The sequence below is a fragment of the Streptomyces sp. CBMA291 genome, from assembly GCF_014596525.1.
Taxonomy (GTDB): Bacteria; Actinomycetota; Actinomycetes; order Streptomycetales; family Streptomycetaceae; genus Streptomyces.
In genome coordinates this window covers 99,787-120,554 of record NZ_MSJP01000067.1, presented here as the reverse complement: position 1 = coordinate 120,554, position 20,768 = coordinate 99,787, and the positions used below count along the sequence as shown (strand labels likewise).

Genomic DNA, 20,768 nt, shown 5'->3' with positions numbered 1-20,768 from the left:
TGGTCCGCCAGGCCCCCCGAGCCCACCCGGCCCACCAAGTCCCCCAGGCCCAGCAGATCCGCCGGATCCGGCAGGTCCCTCAGACCTGGCAGGTCCCCCGGATCCGCCAGATCCTCCAAATCCGGCGGACTCGGTAGGGCCACCAGGACCGCCGGGCCCGGCGGTTCCCCCCGGAGCCCAGTCACGGGCCACCGGCCCTTCATGGTCACCTCGCCCCTCGCGCCCCTCACGATCGGCGGGACCCGTCTGGCCCACCGGCCTCACCCGGCCTCCCGGCCCCTCACCGTCACCCTGACCCTCGCGGTCGGCGGCGGCCACGAGCCCGGCCCGGCCCTTGTCTGCGTCGCCGCCCATGTCGGTATCCCCGCTCATCTCGGCATCGCGCCGCTCAGCGGCATCGCAGCCCTCAGTTGCTTCACGACTCTCGGTCGCATCGCGACCCTCGGTCGCATCGCGACCCTCGGCGGCCCCGTGGCTCTCGGCGGCCTCGCGACCCTCGGTGGGGGCCGGGGCCTCCCGGTCTGTTCGTCCCGTCATCGCCGGTCACCTCTCCACGCCCCGTATGGCTGATCGCGGAACGATTCTCCCCGGGGGGTCGCCGTGGGGCGCGGGACGGGGCCGGGGTGGTCAGTCGACGACGTCGATCACTACCCGGTTGGTCTCGACACCCGCCGCTGTCACGACGGACACCTCCACCCGGCCGGGTTCCACATCGGCGGGGAGGGGGACGGTGAGGGAGGCATCCGTGGGGTTGGCGAAGCCGCCTTGGACCGGGACGAGGGGGACGTGGGTGTGGACCGGGCCGATGCGGACCACCAGACGGGTCAGGGGGTCGGGGGCACCGGCGCCGGGCGGGACGAAGCCTTGGCCTCGGATCTCGATGTCATCACCGGTGCGGATCGGGGCGTCGAGGTCGCCGGCCTCGCGGGACCGGACCACCGAGTGGATCGTGGGGCGGGTGCCCTCGGAGCACTGGGCGGCGAGGTACCAGAGGGCGGAGACGCCGAGGAGGACGACCAGGGACCAGGGCACCTCGGGGAGCCGGGAGGGGTCGCGGGCGAGGCCGACGGCGGTGAGGGCGAGGACGGCGGTGGAGACGAGGAGGTACTGGATGTCGGCGAGGGCGGCCCGGCCGCTGTCGTCGCAGAGGAGGTCGGCGGCGCGCGGACGGTCGGCGCGGACCTTCTGGAGGCGGCCGGAGGCGGTGCCGGAGGAGACGACGAGGCGGGCGGTCACGGTGACGGTCGCCACCAGGGCGAGGACGGTGAGGAGGCCCGCCCCACGGGCAAGCGCGAAGGGGGCGGCATCCGTCACACCGTCCACACCGGCCCCATCGACAGTGCCGGTCGCGCCCGTCGTACCGGGTGCGAGGAAGGTGAGGAAGAGAAGGGTGTAGCCGAGGAGCAGGAGCCAGGAGGCGGCGACGGCACGGGAGGTGGAGAGGCGGTTGTCCTCGTCGATCAGGGGGGCGAGGAGGCCACCGCGGGTGCGGTGGGCGTGGGCGCCCGCTGTGAGGAGGGCGGCGAGGGCCAGGGCGGTGCAGAGACCGGCCGTGCGGGCGCCGGACCAGCCGGAGTGGATCGCGGTGAGGGCCTGGCCGAGGAGGAGGGCGAGAACGGCGCCCCAGAGGGTGCCGAGGGTGCTCCGGTAAACCCGGTCGAGTCGGGCGAGTCCGGCCTCACGGCCGTGTGCGGCGACCGCGCGGGCGGATTGGGCGAGTTCGTCGGAGACCCACTGTCGGGCGGCGACCGGGGAGTGGGCGACGGCGGTGGGGACGCCGTGCCCGGTGGCGAGTTCGTCGCGGCGGGCGAGGAAGGCGGCGACGGCGCGTCGGTGACCGGCCTTCCCGCAGTGGGCGCAACCGGCGCAGGCCGTCGCGTGTCCGCCGTGTTGTCTCGCCTCTTGTGCCGTCACGGTGCTCACTTCCCGAGCTCACTTCACGTTGTGCGCCGGAACACCCCGAACGGTCAACCAGCCTTGGATTCCAGGGAATTGTGCCGCACCGGAGCCCTTCGCGCGCACTCGCACCCCGCCGGGGAGTGAGGGAGGGGTCCTCTCATTGACGTACAGGAAGGTGAAGCGATGGTGTTACGACAGGAGTTCGGGTTCTGTGCGGCTGATCTTGCGCCAGAGTGGCTGGTAGTTGATCCAGGCGACGAGGTCGCTGCCGAGTTGTTCGCGGGTGGCGACGGCTTCGCGGTGGTCGATCAGGACCGGTTTTCCGGCGGCTCGGGCGGTCAGCTGGATCTGGGCGCAGCGTTCCAGGGAGATGAACCACCAGGCGGCGGCGTCGACGGAGCCTCCGACGGTGAGGAGACCGTGGTTGCGGAGCACGATGGCCTTGAGCGGGCCGAGGGCGACGGCGACGCGGCGTGCTTCCTCGGTGTCGACGGTGACTCCGGTGTAGGCGTCGTAGAGGGCGTGGTCCTGGTAGAAGGCGCAGGCTTCCTGGGTGATCGGGTCGAGGAGTTCGCCGAGGGCGGCGAGGGCCCGTCCGTGGAGGGAGTGGGTGTGGGCGACGGCGACGGCGTCGGGCCGGGCCCGGTGGACCTGGGCGTGGACGGTGAAGGCCGCCTGGTTCACGTGCCGGCCGCCCTGGAGGACCTGTCCGTCGCCGTTGACGAGGAGGAGGTCGCTCGCGGTCACCTCGTCGAAGGGCGCCCCGAAGGGGTTCACCCAGTAGCAGTCGGGGTACTCGGGGTCGCGGGCGCTGAGGTGTCCGGAGACGCCCTCCTCGTACCCGAAGCGGCCGAAGAGCCGCAGTGCGCCCGCGATCCGCTGTTTGCGGTGGACGCGTTCCTCCTCGGCCGTCGCGTGGACGGGCGGCATGGCGAAGGGGAGCCGTTCGAGGGGTACGGGGTCGGGTATCGCGCTCATGCGCGGGAAGGTAACGCCCGCTCCGCCAAGTCACCAGAGTCCGGACACGACGAAGCCACACCGCCGCAGACCGGACGCGCGGACGGCACACCACCCAAGCCCGGACACGACGAAACCACGCCCCCCCTACGGGCGACCGGACGCGGCGAAGGCACGCCGTACCGAGCCCGAACCGAACAAAGCCACGCCACCTCAAGCCCGGACCGAACGAAGGCGGCAACCCCGAGCCCGCACCGTACGGAGGCGCGTCACCCCGCCCCCGTTATGTTCTTCGCGGTCCTGCAAGAGGGCCGCTGGCCTCCGGGTTCGGCATGACTGTGTCCCCCTGTCGAAGACATGACCTGGGGGGGTGGTGTCACCGAGTCCGGGGGTGTTCGTCGGAGACGCTGATCAGAGGTCCGGCCACCGCCCGGTCCGGCACAACGCCGGACGGTTCGCGGGCGGCAGGTCTGCATGACGTGGATGCGCGAGCACGACACCCGATCCGAGGCCGGCACCGCCAAAACCCCGAAAGGGCACGATGTTCGAGATCGAAGACGCGGGTGTGTCCCTCGGCCTGGACGTCGGCAAGTCCGCTCACCACGGCCACGGGCTGACCCCGGCCGGGAAGAAGGTTTTCGACAAGCCGCTGCCCGACAGCGAGCCGAAACTGCGGGCCGTGTTCGAGAAGCTGACCGCGAAGTTCGGCACCGTCCTGGTCATCGTGGACCAGGACGCCTCCATCGGCGCCCTGCCGCTGACCGCCGCCCGCGACGCCGGATGCCGCGTCGCCTACCTGCCCGGCCTGGCCATGCGCCGGATCGCCGACCTCTACCCCGGCGAGGCCAAGACCGACGTCTAGGACGCGGCCGTCATCGCGGACGCCGCGCGGACCATGCCGCACACCCTGCGCTCGCTGGAACTCACCGACGAGATCACCGCCGAACTGACCGTGCTGACCGGCTTCGACCAGGACCTCGCCGCCGAGGCCACCCGCACCTCCCACCGGATACACGGCCTTCTCACCCAGTTCCACCCCAGCCTGGAACACGTCATGGCCCCCGCCTCGACCACCAGGCCGTGACCTGGCTGCTGGAGCGCTACGGATCCCCGGCCGCGCTGAGCAAGGCCGGACGCCGCAGATTCGTCGAGCCGATCCGCCCCAAGGCCCCACGCATGGCCACGCGACTGATCGACGAGGTCTTCGACGCTCTGGACGAGCAGACCGTGGTGGTGCCCGGGACCGGCACCCTGGACACCGTGATCCCTTCCCTGGCCGGCCGGCTCGCCGCCGTCCACACCCAGCGCCGGGCGATGGAAGCCCGGATCAACAGCCTGCCGGCGACCCACCCTCTTTCGAAGGTCCTGACGTCGATGCCCGGCGTCGGCGTCAGGACCGCCGCCGTCCTGCTGGTCACCGTCGGCGACGGCACCGGCTTCCCTACCGCCGCCCACCTCGCCTCCTACGCGGGCCTCGCACCCGCAACGAAATCGTCCGGGCCCTCCATCCACGGCGAACACGCACCCCGAGGCGGAAACCGCCAGCTCAAACGCGCCATGTTCCTCTCCGCCCTCGCCTGCATGAACGCCGACCCGGCCTCCCGCACCCACTACGACAAGCAACGAGCCTGCGGCAAGACCCATACCCGGGCCCTCCTCCGCCTCGCCCGCCAACGCATCAGCGTCCTGTTCGCCATGCTCCGCGACGGCGCCTTCCACGAGTCACGCGTCCCCGAAACAGCTACCGCATGACCGGCCTCGGACTTGCGTAGCTGAACCAAGCGGCCTCACAGGCAGTCGCATCCTGTGGAGTAGAGCAGCAGGAAGAGGGCCGTCATGGCGGTCACGGCGAAACCGACAGCGGTCAGGGCGGCGAGGCCCCGACGGCGCCCCTTCGCGGGGGTGCGGAAGGTCTGCCAAGCGCCGTGGGCAAGGAGGAGGCTGAGCAGCCCAGCCCCCGCGATGGTGAAGCGCGGGCTGAGGGACCAGCTCAGGTAGGCGATCAGAGCCAGGCAGCCGAGCAGGGCACAGGCGAGCAGGCTGAGGATCACCTCGGCGACGGCTTCTCCCAGCGTCCCGACCAGGAAGTCACCGACGCCTTTCGCTGCCCTGCGGACCCCCATGACGCTCCTCCCTCTTGCGTTGATGGCCCCGAGCGGGGCCTGGTATGGAGGACCCCCGCCGAGCCGGAATGGTTGCCGGGGTGCTCAAGAGCCGCCGACTGCGGCACACGGCCACACCTTGACGAAGGACACAGAGGCCCCCGGACGCGACGAAGCCGCCGGCTCGTGCGGTGGGCGCGAGGCGGCGGCTTCGTCGGGCTCAGGGAGTGGGGGCGACTACTCCCACTCGATGGTGCCCGGCGGCTTGCTGGTGACGTCGAGGACGACTCGGTTGACGTCGGCGACCTCGTTGGTGATGCGGGTCGAGATCCTGGCGAGGACCTCGTACGGCAGGCGCGACCAGTCGGCCGTCATGGCGTCCTCGGAGGAGACCGGACGGAGGACGATCGGGTGGCCGTAGGTGCGACCGTCTCCCTGGACGCCCACGGAGCGGACGTCGGCGAGCAGCACGACCGGGCACTGCCAGATCTCGCGGTCGAGACCGGCCGCGGTCAGCTCCTCGCGGGCGATGGCGTCGGCCTCGCGCAGCAGGTCCAGGCGCTCCTTGGTGACCTCGCCGACGATGCGGATGCCGAGGCCGGGGCCGGGGAAGGGCTGGCGCTGGACGATCTCCTCGGGCAGGCCGAGTTCCTGGCCGACCATGCGGACCTCGTCCTTGAAGAGCTGGCGCAGCGGCTCGACGAGCTCGAACTCCAGGTCCTCGGGGAGGCCGCCCACGTTGTGGTGGGACTTGATGTTGGCGGTGCCGGTGCCGCCGCCGGACTCGACGATGTCCGGGTAGAGCGTGCCCTGGACGAGGAACGCGACGTCCTCGCCGGTGCCCGCGGACTCGGCGATGATCTCGGCCTGCGCCTGCTCGAAGACGCGGATGAACTCGCGACCGATGATCTTGCGCTTGGTCTCCGGGTCGGAGACCCCGGCGAGGGCGGCGAGGAAGCGGTCCTGGGCGTCGACGACCTTGAGCTGGACGCCGGTGGCGGCGACGAAGTCCTTCTCGACCTGCTCGGTCTCGTTCTTGCGCATCAGGCCGTGGTCGACGTAGACGCAGGTGAGCTGCGAGCCGATGGCCTTCTGGACGAGCGCGGCGGCCACGGCGGAGTCGACGCCGCCGGAGAGACCGCAGATGGCGCGCTTGGTGCCGACCTGGGCGCGGATGGCCGCGACCTGCTCCTCGATCACGTTGCCCGTGGTCCAGCTGGGCTCGATGCCGGCGCCGCGGTAGAGGAAGTGCTCCAGGATCTGCTGGCCGTGCGTGGAGTGCAGCACCTCGGGGTGGTACTGGACGCCGTAGAGCTTCTTCTCGTCGTTCTCGAAGGCGGCGACGGGCACGACGTCGGTGGACGCGGTGACGGTGAAGCCCTCGGGAGCGGCGGAGCAGGCGTCGCCGTGCGACATCCACACCGACTGCTCGACCGGGGTGCCCTCGAAGAGGGTGGAGCCGGCCTTGGTGACGTGCAGCGGGGTGCGGCCGTACTCGCGGGCGCCGTTGTCGTCGACGGTGCCGCCGAGGGCGGTCGCCATCAGCTGGAAGCCGTAGCACATGCCGAAGACGGGGACGCCGGCCTCGAAGAGGCCGCGGTCGAGGCGCGGGGCGCCTTCCGCGTACACGGAGGACGGGCCGCCGGAGAGGATGATCGCCTTGGGGTTCTTGGCCAGCATCTCGGCCACCGGCATGGTGGACGGGACGATCTCGCTGTAGACCCGGGCCTCACGGACGCGACGGGCGATGAGCTGGGCGTACTGTGCGCCGAAGTCGACAACGAGGACTACGTCCGGGTTGGTGACGTCGGGCGCGGCAGCGGGGGTCACTGATGACACTACGGCGGCCTTCCGGCGGTAGGAGGTGTCCCCGAAAGGGGGGTGCTATCTGCCGATTCTACCGGCGCGCCGGTGGCGCTTTCCGTCTCACCATCCGGGCGGGGTGGGTTCCCGGGGCTCGGCAGGGTCCATACTGGTCCCCATGCGCAAGCTCACGACCTTCGTCTTTACCTATGGCAACCGGCCCACCGGCTGCCATGGTCGTGCTGCTTGAGCAACTGACAAGCGACTTCCCAGGCGCCCCGGGCCGACAGGCCCGGGGCGTTCTGTCGTTTACGGGCCGGGTCGCCCCGGGGCATCCGACAGGGTCCGGCAGCCGCCGGGTCCGCTTCACACCCCAGGAGCCCACCGTGACGCACTCCACCTCCGCCGCCCCCGCCCTCGCCACCGCCTCCACCCCGGAGAAGACCGGTGCCCGCACCGACGAGGCGGCGAAGCTGATCGGCGACGCGCGCGAGCGGATCGACTCGCTCGACGATCGGATCATCGGTCTCATCCAGGAACGGGTGGCGGTCTCGGCCGTGATCCAGGAGGCCCGGATCTCCTCCGGCGGCCGTCGGGTGAACCTGGCGCGCGAGATGGACGTCCTCGGCCACTACCGGGACGCGCTGGGCAAGCCGGGTACGGCCCTCGCGATGACGATGCTGGAGCTGTGCCGGGGGCGCATCTGACCGAGGCCCGCGCCGGGGCGTACGCGAGGAGGAGTGCCCGAGCGAGGGACCGCATCTGAGTTCGGGCCCGCTCTCACCCATACGGCGCGTGACCGGCCCGGAGTCGGCTTCGTTGGTCCGGGTGTCCGTGCCAGCCAGGGGCGGGCCAGCAGGAAACCACGCGTGGCTTCGCTGGGGCGTGTGGCGCACCTCTCCGGTGTGCCGTGGGACCTCGCACCAGCGCTTGTGACCGGGCAGCAGGGGACAGCAGCCCGGTCACCCAAAAGGGCGGTCGGCCCCGAGGACGCTCGGGGTCGGCCGCAACCGGCCCCTCCGGTCGTGGACTCCGCGACCGCCAGCATCCCGGAACCCACCCCGAGCCCCCTTCCCCTGCTTCTCCCCCACACGGCGCACCCCCCGGCGCCGTCCCGTTCGGCGCCGCCGCTGCCCTGATGCCCGGTGCCGATGCCAAGGGCCCCGTGCCGCGCGACCGGAATCGCGCCACGGGGCCCTTCGCCGTACCCCCGGAACGTGACACGCGTCACATGGAAATTCCGTGCAACCGCTACAACCAATCCCCCCGGTCACAGGTCATGTATGCGGCACCACCAAGAACGGAAAGGGCGCTGCACTCGGAGGGGGGTGCAGCGCCCTTTCTTCTGTCGGTGCTTTCTCCCGCGCGGTGCCTTTCCCGTGCGGGCGTCCGGCGGTGCCCGGCGGCCTCACGCCTTCTTCGGCGGCACTGCGGGCATTCCGAGGAACGGCAGCCGCAGGGCGCCGAAGGCTTCGGCCGGGACGGCGGGGGACTTCGGGGCGATCGCCGCGAGACGTACGTACGCACTGCCCTGGCCTGGGCGGATGTCCTCCTCGCCGTTGTTCGGCCAGAAGGACATCGCCCGTTCCGCCTGTGCGGTGATCGTCAAGGACGGGTTGACTCCGAGGTTGGCGGAGACGGCCGCGCCGTCGACGACGGAGATCCCGGGGTGCCCGTAGAGCCGGTGGTACGGGTCGATGACGCCGGACTCGGCGTCGGCGCCGATCGGGCAGCCGCCCAGGAAGTGGGCGGTGAGCGGGGTGCCCATGAGTTCGCCGACGTTGGAGCCGGGGAAGCCGTTGATCTCCTCGGCGAGGAGGGTGGCGGCGCGGGTGGCCTCGGGGATCTGGACCGGGTTCGGGGCGCCGTGCCCCTGGCGGGCGGTGAGCAGGCCCTTTCCGAGACCGCCGGGCTTGCGGTAGGTCGTCAGGGAGTTGTCGAGGGACTGCATGACCAGACCGATGATGGTCCGCTCCGACCAGCGCCGGGTGGAGAGCGAGCGGGCGGCGAGCGTGGGGTGCTTGAGCAGGTTGAGGAGCCAGTTACGGACCCGGTGGGCTCCGTAGGGCACCTGGAGGACGGTCAGGCTGCCCATGGAATTGGAGCCCCGGCCGTATCGCACCGGCTCGATGTGGGTGTGGGCGTCGGGGTGGACCGAGGAGGTGATGGCGACGCCCCGGGTGAAGTCGGCCCGTTCCGTGCCGTGCCGTTCGCGGTAGCGGCGGTCGGTGGTCTGGGCGCCGACGAGACCCTCGGAGTTGGTACGGGTGAGTTCGCCGAGCCTCGGCGATATCCGGGGCAGCAGTCCGCTGTCCTTCATCCGGTGCAGCAGGGTCTGGGTGCCGTACGTGCCGGCGGCGATCACCACCCGGCGGGCGGTGAAGGTACGGCCCTGGCCCTTGCGCCGCCGGTCGGTGGGGAGGGTCCGCACGGCGAAGCCGCCCCGGGAGTCCTCGGTGACGGTGACGACCGTGGTCATCGGGTGGACGGTCGCGCCCGCCGCCTCGGCGAGGTGCAGATAGTTCTCGTTCAGGGTGTTCTTGGCGCCGTGCCGGCAGCCCGTCATGCACTCGCCGCACTCGGTGCAGGCGCGCCGGGTCGGACCGGCGCCGCCGAAGTACGGGTCCGCGACCTCGCCGCCGGGGTTGGCCCGCGCCGTGCCGTCGGCGTCGTCGCCGTCCCCGAAGAAGACGCCGACCGGGGCCATGTGGAAGGTGTCGCCGATGCCCATCGCCTGGGCGGCGGCCTTCAGGTGCACGTCGGAGGGGGTGGTCGTCGGGTTGAGCCGTACGCCGAGCATGCGCTTGGCCTGGTCGTAGTACGGCCGCAGCTCGTCCTGCCAGTCCGTGATGTCCTGCCACTGCGGGTCGTCGAAGAACGGTTTCGGCGGTACGTAGAGGGTGTTCGCGTAGTTGAGGGAGCCGCCGCCGACGCCCGCGCCCGCCAGCACCATGACGTTGCCGAGCAGATGGATGCGCTGGATGCCGTAGAGCCCGAGGGCGGGGGCCCACAGGAAGTTCTTCACGTCCCATGAGTTCTTCGGCAGGGTCGCGCGGGTGAAGCGGCGCCCCGCCTCCAGGACGCCGACCCGGTAGCCCTTCTCGGTGAGCCGGAGGGCGGTGACCGAACCTCCGAAGCCGGAGCCGACGACGAGGACGTCGTAGTCGTACGCGGGGTCGGCGCCGCCGGAGTCGTCGGCACCGCCCGCGCCGTCCGCTGCGCTCGCTCGCTGATTCCGGGCAGGGGGTACCGCGGCCATGGCTCACCTCGTACGGAAGGACGGAAGGACGGAAGGACGGAAAGAGGGGGGGACGGAAGGAACGGGAGCGGAGAAGTGGGGCTGGCGGGGAGGGCGTCAGCGCAGGCGCAGGGCCTTCATCACCTTCAGGGACGTGCTCATGAACGCCGCGTACCGCTCGTCGTCCATGCCGAAGGAGGGCGCGAGCGGGATCAGCCGCTGCTGGGCGATGGTCTGGGCCTCGGTGTACTTGAGGATGCCCTCGGAGCCGTGGCGGCGGCCGAGTCCGGAGTCCTTCATGCCGCCCATCGGGGACTGCACGCTGCCGTAGGCGGGGGCGTATCCCTCGTTGATGTTGACGGTTCCGGTGCGCAGCCGGGCGGCGACGGCGTGGCCCCGGCGCGCGTCCCGCGTCCAGACCGAGGAGTTCAGGCCGTACGGGGTGGCGTTGGCGAGGTCGACGGCTTCGTCCTCGTCGGTGAAGCGGTAGACGGAGACGACGGGGCCGAAGGTCTCCTCGCCGCAGACGGCCATCGGCGCCTCGACGCCGTCGAGGATGGTCGGCTCGTAGAAAAGGGGGCCGATGTCGGGACGGGCGACGCCACCGGCGACGAGCCGGGCGCCCTTGGCGACGGCCTCCTCGACATGCCGGGTGACGGTCTCCAGCTGGCGCTCGCCGACGAGGGAGCCCATGTCCGCCCCGTACGCGAGCGCGTTGCCGAGCCGCATGGCCCTGGTGCGGGCGGCGAACCGGTCGAGGAAGGCGTCGGCGACCGACTCGTGCACGTAGACGCGTTCGATGGAGATGCAGAGCTGGCCGGCGGAAGAGAAGCAGGCGCGGACGGCTCCGGCGGCGGCCTTCTCGACGTCGGCGTCCCGCAGGACGAGCATCGCGTTCTTGCCGCCGAGTTCCAGGGAGACGCCGACGAGCCGGGCGGCGGCGCCCTGGGCGACCTCGCGGCCGGTACGGGTCGAGCCGGTGAAGGAGACGTAGTCGGCGTGCCGGACGACCTCGGGGCCGACGACCGGGCCCTCGCCGAGCACGACCTGGAAGACCCCGGCGGGCAGACCGGCCTCGATGAGCAGGTCACGGGCCCAGAGCGCGGTGAGCGCGGTCTCCGTGTCGGGCTTCATGACGACGGCGTTGCCCGCGACGAAGGCGGGCAGCGCGTCGCCGACCGACAGCTCCAGCGGGTAGTTCCAGGGGGCGATCTGGCCGACGACCCCGCGCGGCTGGCGCAGCTCGGTGACCTTGGTGAGGGTCGGGACGACACCGGTGTGACGCCTGGGGCTCAGATACGCGGGGGCCTTGCGGCCGTAGTGGCGGGCGGCGACGGCCACCGCCTGCACCTCCTCGTGGGCGTGCAGCCGCGCCTTGCCCGTCTCCAGCTGGATGAGGTCGAGGACCTCCGACTGGCGCTGGAGGACGAGGTCGTGGAAGCGCAGGAGGACGGCGGCGCGGGCCCTGACCGGGGTGGCGGCCCAGACGGACTGGGCGGCACGCGCGCGTGTGAAGGCCTCGGCGACGTCCTCGGGGGTCGCCTCGGGCAGCTCCGCGAGCCGCGCCCCGGTGAAGGGGGTGTGGTTGGCGGTCCGCCCGGAACCGACGACGCCCTGGATGAGCCGGGCGATCACCTCGGGCGTCACGACGTCGGCGGCGGTACGCGCACCGGCGGGCACGGGCGCGACCGGGTTGGTGGCCCCGGCGGGGAGGGGGGCTCCGGCCCGCGCGGCGGAGGCGCCTTCTGCCTTCGCGGCGGAGGCGTCACCGGCCTGCGTGGTGGAGGCGTCGGGAACCGAAGGGGTGGCGGGGGCCTGCGAGTCCGTCATGAGGGCGAGCGTAGGCCGCGTTCCGCCCTTTGGGTACCCGTCGGTAACGCGTTTTCACCGGGCATGCACATTACGCCAGCGATCGCTGGCACATAAGGCCTGATCAGGGGGTTGGGGCGACGGAGAGGCCGAGTGGAGATTTTCCGGCGCTCACTCGTCCACCCTCCCGGCACGCGGCGGAGGCTTCCCGGCGTCCACTCCCCCGGCGCACGGCACGGCTTCTCCGGCGCTCACTCCCCCGGCGCGCGCCAGTGCTGGAGGACCACGTCGAACTGCTCCCGGGTGGTCTGCCAGCCGGACTCGGGCGAGGACATGTAGAGGGCGTACTCCGTGCCGTCGTCCGCGTAGTACATCTGGTCGATCGCGTGCCGGGGGCCGGGGAAGTTCTTCTTCTCCATCCAGGTGAACTCCCACAGGCAGGAGCGCACCTTGTCACGGTAGGCCGTCTGTACGAGCTTGACCCGGGAGTAGTCCATCCGCTTCCGCAGGGCGCCCTCCAGATCGAGCGCGTGCGCGTACGGGTTCTCGAAGTCGGGGCTGCGGTCGATGCTGATCCGGATGCGGTGGCGGCCGTTGTCCGGCGTGTAGTCGATCTGGTCGCCCTCCTTCTGGCGCTTCCAACCGTCCGGTACGACGAGGCTGAAGCCCTCCGGGTCCTCGACGCGGTGCCAGCCGGCCGGGATGTCGCTCTCCTTGTCCCGGGGGGCCGGGGTGACGGGAGTGGCGGTGGCCTCGGTGGGGACGACCGGGGGCGCGGGGGCGGACGTCGTGACCCGGCCGCCCTGGTCGCGCCGGTCGGCGGTCGTGTGGTTCATCGCGACGAAGACGGCGCCGCCCGCGACGAGCCCGGCGAGCACCGCCGCCAGCACGACGATCCGCCAACGGGCCCACCCGGAGACGGCCTGGGGTGCCGGGGGTGCCTGAGACGCCTGGGACACCTGGGGCGGCTGCGGCCACTGGGCGGTGGGGGCAGGGGTGGGGGCAGGGGCGGAATCCGTGGTGGGCACGGGGGTGAGCGCCGGAGTATGCGCCGGGTTGTGCGCCGCAGCTGCCGTCCGGTCACCGCCCGGCGCGTCCGGCGTACCGGGCCCGTCCGCATCCGGGCCCGGCTCTCCGCCGCCGGTCCGATGGTCGGACCAGTCATCACCGTGCCCGTCGGCCCGGTCCGGAGTTCGTACGTCGAACCGGCCCGGGTCGCGTGCGTCGGACCGGTCCGACGCCCGTCCGCCGTCCAGGTCCTCCCTGGCCACCCGCTGCGTCGGTACGTACGCCTGGGCCGCCTCCGGCCTCCGGCCCTCCATCGCGTCGAGCAGCATCCGCTCGGCCTCGTCCGCGTGGGGCCGCTGCGCGGGGTCCTTGCGCAGCAGGGCCACGATGACGGGGGCCAGCGGGCCCGCCTTCTCCGGGTGCGGCGGTTCCTCGGTGACCACCGCCTGCATGGTGCTGATCGGTGACGTACGGCGGAACGGGGAGGTGCCTTCCACGGCCGTGTACAGGGTGGCGCCGAGGGACCACAGGTCGGAGGCGGGTCCCGGATCGCCGCCCTTCACCCGTTCGGGAGCGAGATAGTCGATCGATCCGACGAGTTCACCGGTACGGGTGATCGTCGAGTCCCCCTCGATGGCCGCGATCCCGAAATCGGTGATCAGGACGCGTCCGTCGCGCGCGAGGAGGACGTTTCCCGGCTTGACGTCCCGGTGCAGCACCCCGGCGGCGTGCGCGGCGCGCAGCGCGCCGACGACGTGCAGCCCGATCCTGGCCGCCTCGCGGGGCTCGATCGTGCCCGTCTCCTTCGCGGCGTCGGCGAGCGAGGGCCCGTCGACGTACTGCATCACGATCCACGGCCGGGCGTCGTGTTCCAGGACGTCATGGACCGTCACCACGCCCGGGTGGGTGATCCGCGCGGCGGCCCGCGCCTCCTTCTGCGTCCGGGCGTGCAGCACCAGCCGGTCGGCCTCGGCCGCGAAGCGACCCGCCGTCAGCTCCTTCACCGCCACCACACGGTGCAGCACCTCGTCGTGCGCGCGCCAGACCTTGCCCATGCCGCCGCGACCGATGGACTCGCCCAGCCGGTAACGACCGGCGAGCAGCAGTCCCTCGCCTGTGCTCTGAGAATGTTCCACGTGTCCCCGCCCGTTCCTTCGGATGCCAGGTTACGGAGGGGGGTAAGGGCGGCGGAACCTCGGGGCTGCCATAGGAACAGCACTGTGACCGTAGGTGTTTGGCCGGTTTCGGGACCGCGCACGCGTCGGCGGCGGCCCCGGGCCCGCTCAGCGTCCCGGGCGGAACGCCTTCGTGGCCTCGTCGTGGATCTCGGAGACCTTGTCGCGGTCGGCGTTGGGCCCGATCACCTGGACGACGTAGTACCGACCGCCGTCGATCAGGGCGAGGTTGCGGACGAACACCTCGCGGCCCGAACCGTCCAGCCACCAGTAGCTTCCGGTGGCCGTCGCCGTCCTGCCGATGTCGACCCGGCGCGTCTTCTCCGCCCCCGACCAGCTGGAAGCCCGCCACGGGTCCAGCTCCCGCTCCTTGGAGTTCTGGTACTCCAGCGGGTCGGAGCCGTTCCCCCGGACGGCGTCCCGGCCGGGTACGACGATCATCGTGAAATCGCCTCCGGTGTAGCGGACTTGCCCGGCGTCGTTGATAGGACTGCGTCGCCAGCCGTTCGGCACCCCGATCCGGAAGCCCTCCGGGTCCTGCCGCGCGGTGTACCCGGCGGCGAGCGCGGGACCCGACGAGGCCGCCGGGGGCGGGGTGGTGGTGCGGGGCGCGGTCGGGCGCGCCGTGGTCTCCGAGGGCGCGCCGGAGCCCGGCTCCTGGCCCTCGGCGGCCGGTGTGGAACCTGCGGGGGCGGAGCCTGCGGCCGTGGGTCCCGCCGTCGGGCCGGGCTCCTTCTCGTCGCCCGGCATGAACAGGACGGCGTACGCGACGGCGCCGCCGAGCAGCAGGAAGACGAGGACGAGGACCGTACGGCCGAGGGAACGCGGGGAGTCGGACGCGCCGCCCCGCACCCTGGCCTTGCGCGCGGTACGGAGCGCCCGGGGGGCGCGCTGCGGGATCTCCTCGTCGAAATCCTGGTGGAAGTCCTGGGGGACGTCCCGGTGGAAGTTCTGCGGGGACTCCTGGTGGAAGCCTCGGGGGAAACCCTGAGGAGAGGCTCCGCCGTACTCCTGCCGTACGTCCGGACGGGTCTCCCGCCACGCGTCCTGGCGGGTGTCCTGGCGTATCTCCGGGCGGGCGTCGCTGCGGTGGCCGTCGCGAGGACCGTCCCGGAGGTCGTCCCCGCCGTCCCCGCCGTCGTCACGGAAGTCGTCCCGGAAATCGTCGTGGTAGTCGTCCCGGTAGTCGTCCTGGGGGCTCTGGTCGTCCTGGGGTCTCTGGCCGAAGTTCTCGTGCGCCGCCCGGCGCGGCTCATCGCGGGTGCCGCCCCGGGGGGCGGTCAGGGCGGGGTCCGGGCCGAACTCCTCGTGGAGACCGGTCCGTCCGTGGTCGTCGAAGCCACCGCCCGGCTGCCCGTATCCGGCTCCCGGGTGATCGGTCCCGGCCTCGGTCTCCGGCGGGAACCCGTCCTCGCCCGAGAACGGCAGGCGCGGCTCCTTGCCCCGCTTGTAGCGGTGGCGGCCCGCTCCGATGCCCCCGCGCCGCCGGCGCACCAGCTCGCCGCGCCGGCGCACGATCGGCAGCCGTCCCTCTTCGAGCGGCGGCGGCGGTACGGCTCCGGCGCCCGTCTCCGGCTCGGGGGCCGAGCGCACCAGGGAGCGCAGCCAGCCCCGCAGCTCCTCGAAGTCGGGCCGCTCGGTCGGGTCCTGACGCAGCAGGGACTCGACGACCGGGCGCAGCGGGCCGCACTCCTCCGCGAAGGCGGGCGGCTCGGCGCAGACCAGCTGGACCAGTTCGGCCGCGTTGTCCTCGGGGTAGGGCGCGTGTCCCTGGACGGCCCGGTAGAGAAGGGCGCCCAGGGCCCACAGGTCGGTGGCGGGACCGATCGGCGGGGCGAGTCGCCAGTTCTCGTGGACGGGACCCGCCTGCTCGGGCGCCCAGCGCTCGGTGACGGCGCCGACGACCGCGATCCGGGTCTGCCGGGCGCGCTCGGCGGCGAGCCGGGTGGCGGGGCCCCGGTACGCCTCCACGGGCTCCCCGCCCGCGGCGTCGGGCCCGACGCCGACGGGGACCGGGAAACGCTCCTGGGCCGGGCGCCGGTCGGGGCCCGGGGTCGCGGCGGTGTACCCGGCGGGCAGCGCGGGGAGGCCCGAACCGGGCAGCGCGGGGCCCCGGCTTCCCCCGGCGGGAATCGGTCCCGAGCCGTCCCGGGAACTGTGCGGGCCGTCGCTCCAGTTGCCCGCAAGCATCACGCGCGGCGGCGGTCCGGTGCGCGGGCCGCCGTCGCCGTACGGCTCGTCGCCGTCGTCATCGTCGCCGTCGTCGGCCTCGTCCGCCACCTTCGCCCACCACTGCGGCTCGGGCGAACCGACCGCCTGGGCAGTGGGCGGCGGGGGCGGCGCGGGCGGTTCCTGCGGCGCGGGGCGCTGGACGGGGAGCGCGCCGGTCTCGCCGAGCGCGGCGGCTGCGCGCGCTCCGGCGCGGTAGGCGGCGATGGCCCCGGCCCGAGCCGCCCGTACGTCCGCCGTCGGCGGCGCGGGTACGGGGCCCGACGGGGCGGAGGGTGCCGCGCCCGCTTTCCCGTAGGGGTCGGAGCCGTAGGAGCCGGGGGTGGCGCCGTAGGGGGAGGCGGAGTCGTCGGGACCGAAACCGGAGGCGTACGTCCGCTGCCGTGGCGTCAGCGGGTCGGCATCCGAACCGTCTTCGGCTTCGTGGGCGGCGGTGTCGTAGCCGGTGTCGCCGTCGCCGTCGTGCATGCCGTCGGTGTCGCGGGGGTCGCGGGTGCCACGGGTATCGGCCTCGGCATGGGCGTCGCCGAAGGCGGTCTCGGGACCGACCCCCTGACCGGTACCGGTCCCGTAGGGGTCGCCCTCCTCGTAGGAGTCGGCCTTCCCGTAGGGGTCACCCTTCCCGTAGGGCGGGTCCGTCTCGTGGGGGTCGTCGGTGAAGGGATCGTCGTACGGGTCTCCGTACGGGGCCGGGGCCAGGGTCCCGTAGGGGGTCGGGGTCCCGTAGGGGGCGGGACTGTGGGCGGCGGGGACGGGCCCCGGCTCCCCGGTCCCGTCCACCCCGTAGGGGACCGGCCAGTCGGTCTCCTCGTGGATCTCCGCCTCGTACAGCCCGGGGGCGTACTCCACGGACTCGTCCTCGATGCCGTACGCCCCGCCGCCGGACCCGCCCGAGGCACGCCCCTCGGCGCCGTACGACTCCTCGCCGTATGCCTCTTCGCCGTACGCCTCGACGTACCCCTTCCCGCTCTCCTCCTCGGAGTCGTACTCCCCGCCGAACCCCTCCGGGTCGTCGTCAGGGTCCGAGTCCACGTCCGCATCGGCATCCACGTCCGCATCGGCATCCGCGTCCGTGTGGTCCCAGGCCTCGGGTGTGGGCTCGTCGGCCGGGGTGTGCCAGCCCGAGCCGTGCGGTTCCGGGTCCCCTTCCGGTACCGGCGCGTAGCCGCAGAGGGCCTCCTCCGCCGCGCCGACCGCGAGGCCCGAGAGGACCACACGGCCGTCCTCGCAGACGAGTACCGTCCGGGCGGTGATGTTCCGGTGCACCCAGCCGTGGGTGTGCAGCGCGCGCAGGGCGGTGAGGACGTCGGCGCCGATCTCGGCGGCCCGGTACGGGCTGAGGGGACGCTCGGCGAGGAGCGCGGAGAGCGGGCGGGCCGCGACGCGTTCGCTCACTATCCACAGCGAACCGGCCTCCGCGAAGACGTCGAAGACCTGGTCGAGCAGCGGATGGTCGGGGATCTGCGCGGCCGCCTGGGCCGCCTCGATCGCCCGCCGCACCACGGGCTCGGCGGGTCGGCGGGTCGCCCGGCCCGCCCCGGAACGCGCCCCGGCGGGCCCGTCCTCGCCGTCGAGCACCTCGGCGTCCACGAACTCGGGCAGCGGCACCTGGCGGACCAGGACCTCCTGCCCGCTGTAGGTGTCGAAGGCACGCGTCTCGGCCAGCGCGAAGGCGTCGGCCGGCACGTCCTCGCCCGTCGGCGGCAGCGGCAGGCGGTAGCGGTCCGCCAACACCCTTCCCGCGTAGTCGTCCACGACGCCTCCCCACGCGCGCACGCTGTGTCCCCCGTGGACCTTCGGACCCCCGGTGGTCGTGCGGGATCGGGCGGGTCCGACGCTTCCGGTCCGGACCGTCCGGTCGACGACTCTGTCCGACGTCGTACGGTCCTCGAACTCTCACGATACGTGGGAGTGGTCAGTCCTTGGGGCTGAACGTCGCGAACGCGGTCTCCCGGAGGGTCCGGCACTCCGCGCCGTCCCACTCGTCCGCCTTGCAGGTGATCATGATCGAGTAGCCGTGGCGCGCGTCCGCCTTGAAGCCCCGGTTGAGGACGTGGACCCGCATGTCCTGCTGGGTGCGCTCGAACTCCCAGTCGGCGACGGTCGGATAGCCCTTGTACGAGACCGTGTTGATGCCGATGTGCCGGTAGCCCTTGCTGGTGGCGGCCACGCCGACCTTGGCCAGCTCCCAGGCACTGGCCGCGTCGTCCTTGGGGCTGCCGTTGAAGTCGACCTGGACGCGCGGGAATCCGCCGCTCTCGCTGAAGATCCCGCCGCCGCCGTACCCCGGTATGGAGCGCATCCGGAAGGACTCGGGCATTCCCATGCTGAAGTGGAAGCGGTCGTTGACGACGAGGGTGTAACCGGCGGGGAGCTGCGCGGACGGGCCGCCGGTGCTCCCCGAGGGGGTGGCGCTGGTGCCGGTCGAGCCGTCCGGGGTGCCGGGGGTTCCCGTCGTTCCCGTGGTGCCGGTCGAGCCGTCGGTGCCGGTGCCGGGCTGCGCGCCGCCCTGCTGGTCGGGGGTGCCGGGCTGCCCGCCGGAACCGCCGGAACCGTCGCCGCCCGCCGTGGCTCCGGCGGAGGCGGTGGTGCCGCCGTTCCCCTTGGCCTGGTTGTCGTCGTCACCGCCGCCGAGGGCGACGTAGAGGATCGTGCCGAGCAGGGCGAGCACCACGACGGCGGCGATGATCACCAGCGTGCGGCGCGGGACGACATCGGTGAGCGGCGCGCGCGCCGGGGCGGGCGGGCGGCCCGCGCCGTGCGTCCGCGCGGAGTTCACCGCCGTGTTCGGGTGCGGCACCGCAGCGGGGGCCACCACCGGAGGACGGCTCGTCCGGGCTCCGGCGGGTGCCTGGCGCATGGGCTCGGGGGCGCTCCTCGGCCGGTCGGCGGGCGCGCCGGGCGTCCTGCCCCGGCCGGCCGCCGCCGTCCTCGGCTCGGGGCCGGGCGGCAGCGGTACGACCCTGGTGACCTCGGGCGACGCCTCGGCCACCGGGTCGGGGGCGTCGAGCACCGCGCGCAGCAGCACCCGCGCGCCCGCGTCGTCGAGCCGCTGGGCGGGGTCCTTGGCGAGGAGGCCGTAGATGACCTTCTCAAGACCCGGGCCCGCGTTCTTCGGCGGGTCGACCGGCTCGGTCATCACCGCCGTGAGGGTGGCGATGGCGGAGCCCTTGTCGTACGGCGGGCTGCCTTCGATCGCCGCGTAGATCAGTCCGCCGAGCGACCACATGTCGGCGGCGGGGCCCGGCTTGTGGCCTCGGGCTCGCTCCGGTGAGATGTACGAGGGGGCGCCGACGAGCATGCCGGTGGAGGTGATCGAGGGGTCGCCCTCGACCTGGGCGATGCCGAAGTCCGTGAGGACGACCCGGCCGTCCTCGGCGATCAGTACGTTGGACGGCTTCACGTCGCGGTGCAGGATGCCCTCGCGGTGGGCCGAGCGCAGCACGTCGAGAATGGCGAGGCCGACCTCGGCGGCGCGCCGGGGCGTGAGGGTGCCGTCCTCGCGTACGGCGTCCGCGAGGGACTTGCCCTCGATCAGCTCCATGACGATCCATGGACGGTCGTCCTCGTCGACGACGTCGTACACGGTCACGGCGCCGTTGTTGCGGACGCGGGCGATGGCCTTCGCCTCGCGCAGGGTCCGGGTGATGAGGCGTCGCTTCTCGTCCTCGTCGATGCTGCTGGGGAAGCGGAGTTCCTTGACGGCGACGGTACGGCCGAGGGTCTCGTCGACCGCGCGCCACACCGTGCCCATGCCGCCGCGCCCGAGGACCACGCCGAGGCGGTAGCGGCCCGCGAGGAGCCTGCCCTCGCCCGCCGGGTCCTTGCGCGTACGGTCGGCGCCGCGCGTGGTGCCGGTGGCCGTCGCGGACCGACGGTCGCTCGCGCCGTCGCCGTCCCCCGCGCCGAACCCGGCGGACCCGGTCGACGGCTCGGTGCCCCGCAGTCGTCCTGCCGTGGAGGGCTCCTGACCGTTCTTCACCACGGAAACACGAGCCTCGCCGGAATCGAGAGCACCACGGGAGCCGTGGGAGCCGCGCGGGTCGTTCGCGCCACGCGAATCACCTGAATCACGCGGGGCGTCCGCGCCGCGCGAATCACCCGAATCACCCAGGTCACGCGGGTCACCTGAGCCGCCCGGACCGGCGCCCTCGCGCGACCCGACCGCCTCCGACGCCCCGTCCGTCCCGTCCGGATCGTCCGAGCCATCCGGCTCGTCCGCCCCGTTCGCCGTGGCCTTCGGGTCCACCGTGTCCGCCGTCTCCGCCGTGTCCGGACCGCGCGAACCGCTCGAACCGCCCGCCGCGCGGGAGGCGTCGGCCTCGCCGTCGGTCGCGGCCCCGGCGGCGTCCCGCCCGGGGTCCTTCGCCGTGTTCCGCGACTGCTCCGCCTCCGACATGCGTCCCCTCTGCGATCCCTGATCTTCGCCGCGTCTGCCGCTTCCCGCGCGATGCGGTAACCCGCCCTGGAAGAGAGCCCATTGTCCCTCACCTCAGGAAGGACGGCGCCCCCGGGTCCGTACTCCGGGAAGACGGCACCCACGCATAC

General features: G+C 72.9%; 11 protein-coding genes and 1 pseudogene. 3 read left to right on the top strand and 9 right to left on the bottom strand.

Going from position 1 to position 20,768, the window contains the following annotated elements:
* Positions 1-201: 201 nt before the first annotated feature.
* Positions 202-570, top strand: coding sequence for a hypothetical protein (locus tag BU197_RS30535; RefSeq protein WP_223182456.1), 369 nt, complete (start codon positions 202-204; stop codon positions 568-570).
* 57 nt (positions 571-627) lie between these two features.
* On the opposite strand, the gene BU197_RS17405 is transcribed toward BU197_RS30535, so the two are convergent.
* Both BU197_RS17405 and BU197_RS17400 read right to left on the bottom strand, forming a co-directional pair.
* Entirely contained in the window at positions 628-1,914 is a 1,287-nt protein-coding gene (locus BU197_RS17405; RefSeq protein ID WP_411158498.1) for a hypothetical protein, read from the bottom strand.
* 174 nt (positions 1,915-2,088) lie between these two features.
* Positions 2,089-2,877, bottom strand: coding sequence for a class II aldolase/adducin family protein (locus BU197_RS17400; protein WP_188269188.1), 789 nt, complete (start codon positions 2,875-2,877; stop codon positions 2,089-2,091).
* Positions 2,878-3,397: 520 nt separating this feature from the next.
* On the opposite strand from BU197_RS17400, the pseudogene BU197_RS17395 reads away from it, so the two are divergent.
* Positions 3,398-4,608 (top strand): annotated as a pseudogene (locus BU197_RS17395) (IS110 family transposase).
* Positions 4,609-4,643: 35 nt separating this feature from the next.
* Here the strand turns inward: BU197_RS17395 and BU197_RS17390 are convergent.
* Positions 4,644-4,979 (bottom strand): lysine transporter LysE, encoded by a 336-nt coding sequence (locus BU197_RS17390; RefSeq protein ID WP_188269187.1) that lies wholly within the window; start codon positions 4,977-4,979, stop codon positions 4,644-4,646.
* A gap of 216 nt (positions 4,980-5,195) precedes the next feature.
* Positions 5,196-6,797, bottom strand: coding sequence for a glutamine-hydrolyzing GMP synthase (guaA, locus tag BU197_RS17385; RefSeq protein ID WP_188269186.1), 1,602 nt, complete (start codon positions 6,795-6,797; stop codon positions 5,196-5,198).
* Positions 6,798-7,147: 350 nt separating this feature from the next.
* On the opposite strand from guaA, the gene BU197_RS17380 reads away from it, so the two are divergent.
* Entirely contained in the window at positions 7,148-7,468 is a 321-nt protein-coding gene (locus BU197_RS17380; protein ID WP_188269185.1) for a chorismate mutase, read from the top strand.
* A 701-nt stretch (positions 7,469-8,169) separates the two neighbouring features.
* Here BU197_RS17380 and BU197_RS17375 read toward each other — a convergent pair.
* The 5 genes from BU197_RS17375 to BU197_RS17350 form a co-directional block, all read right to left on the bottom strand.
* The gene (locus BU197_RS17375) at positions 8,170-10,020 is read right to left on the bottom strand and encodes a GMC family oxidoreductase N-terminal domain-containing protein (RefSeq protein ID WP_188269184.1); all 1,851 of its coding nucleotides are present in this window, start codon (positions 10,018-10,020) and stop codon (positions 8,170-8,172) included.
* Between the two features lie 96 nt (positions 10,021-10,116).
* Entirely contained in the window at positions 10,117-11,829 is a 1,713-nt protein-coding gene (locus BU197_RS17370) for a succinic semialdehyde dehydrogenase (RefSeq protein WP_223182455.1), read from the bottom strand.
* Between the two features lie 230 nt (positions 11,830-12,059).
* Positions 12,060-13,952: a serine/threonine-protein kinase gene (locus BU197_RS17365; RefSeq protein WP_188269183.1), complete on the bottom strand. Its 1,893-nt coding sequence runs from the start codon at positions 13,950-13,952 to the stop codon at positions 12,060-12,062.
* A 147-nt stretch (positions 13,953-14,099) separates the two neighbouring features.
* On the bottom strand, positions 14,100-17,975 hold the full coding sequence (locus BU197_RS30530) for a protein kinase (protein ID WP_317453393.1): 3,876 nt from the start codon (positions 17,973-17,975) through the stop codon (positions 14,100-14,102).
* 160 nt (positions 17,976-18,135) lie between these two features.
* Positions 18,136-20,619: a protein kinase domain-containing protein gene (locus tag BU197_RS17350; RefSeq protein WP_188269182.1), complete on the bottom strand. Its 2,484-nt coding sequence runs from the start codon at positions 20,617-20,619 to the stop codon at positions 18,136-18,138.
* Positions 20,620-20,768 lie beyond the last annotated feature (149 nt).

Coding starts and splice junctions, on each gene's coding strand:
- BU197_RS17370 (WP_223182455.1), bottom strand. CDS start 11,829: ATGACGGACTCGCAGGCCCCCGCCACCCCTTCGGTTCCCGACGCCTCC.
- BU197_RS17375 (WP_188269184.1), bottom strand. CDS start 10,020: ATGGCCGCGGTACCCCCTGCCCGGAATCAGCGAGCGAGCGCAGCGGAC.
- BU197_RS17390 (WP_188269187.1), bottom strand. CDS start 4,979: ATGGGGGTCCGCAGGGCAGCGAAAGGCGTCGGTGACTTCCTGGTCGGG.
- BU197_RS30535 (WP_223182456.1), top strand. CDS start 202: ATGGTCACCTCGCCCCTCGCGCCCCTCACGATCGGCGGGACCCGTCTG.
- BU197_RS17400 (WP_188269188.1), bottom strand. CDS start 2,877: ATGAGCGCGATACCCGACCCCGTACCCCTCGAACGGCTCCCCTTCGCC.
- BU197_RS17350 (WP_188269182.1), bottom strand. CDS start 20,619: ATGTCGGAGGCGGAGCAGTCGCGGAACACGGCGAAGGACCCCGGGCGG.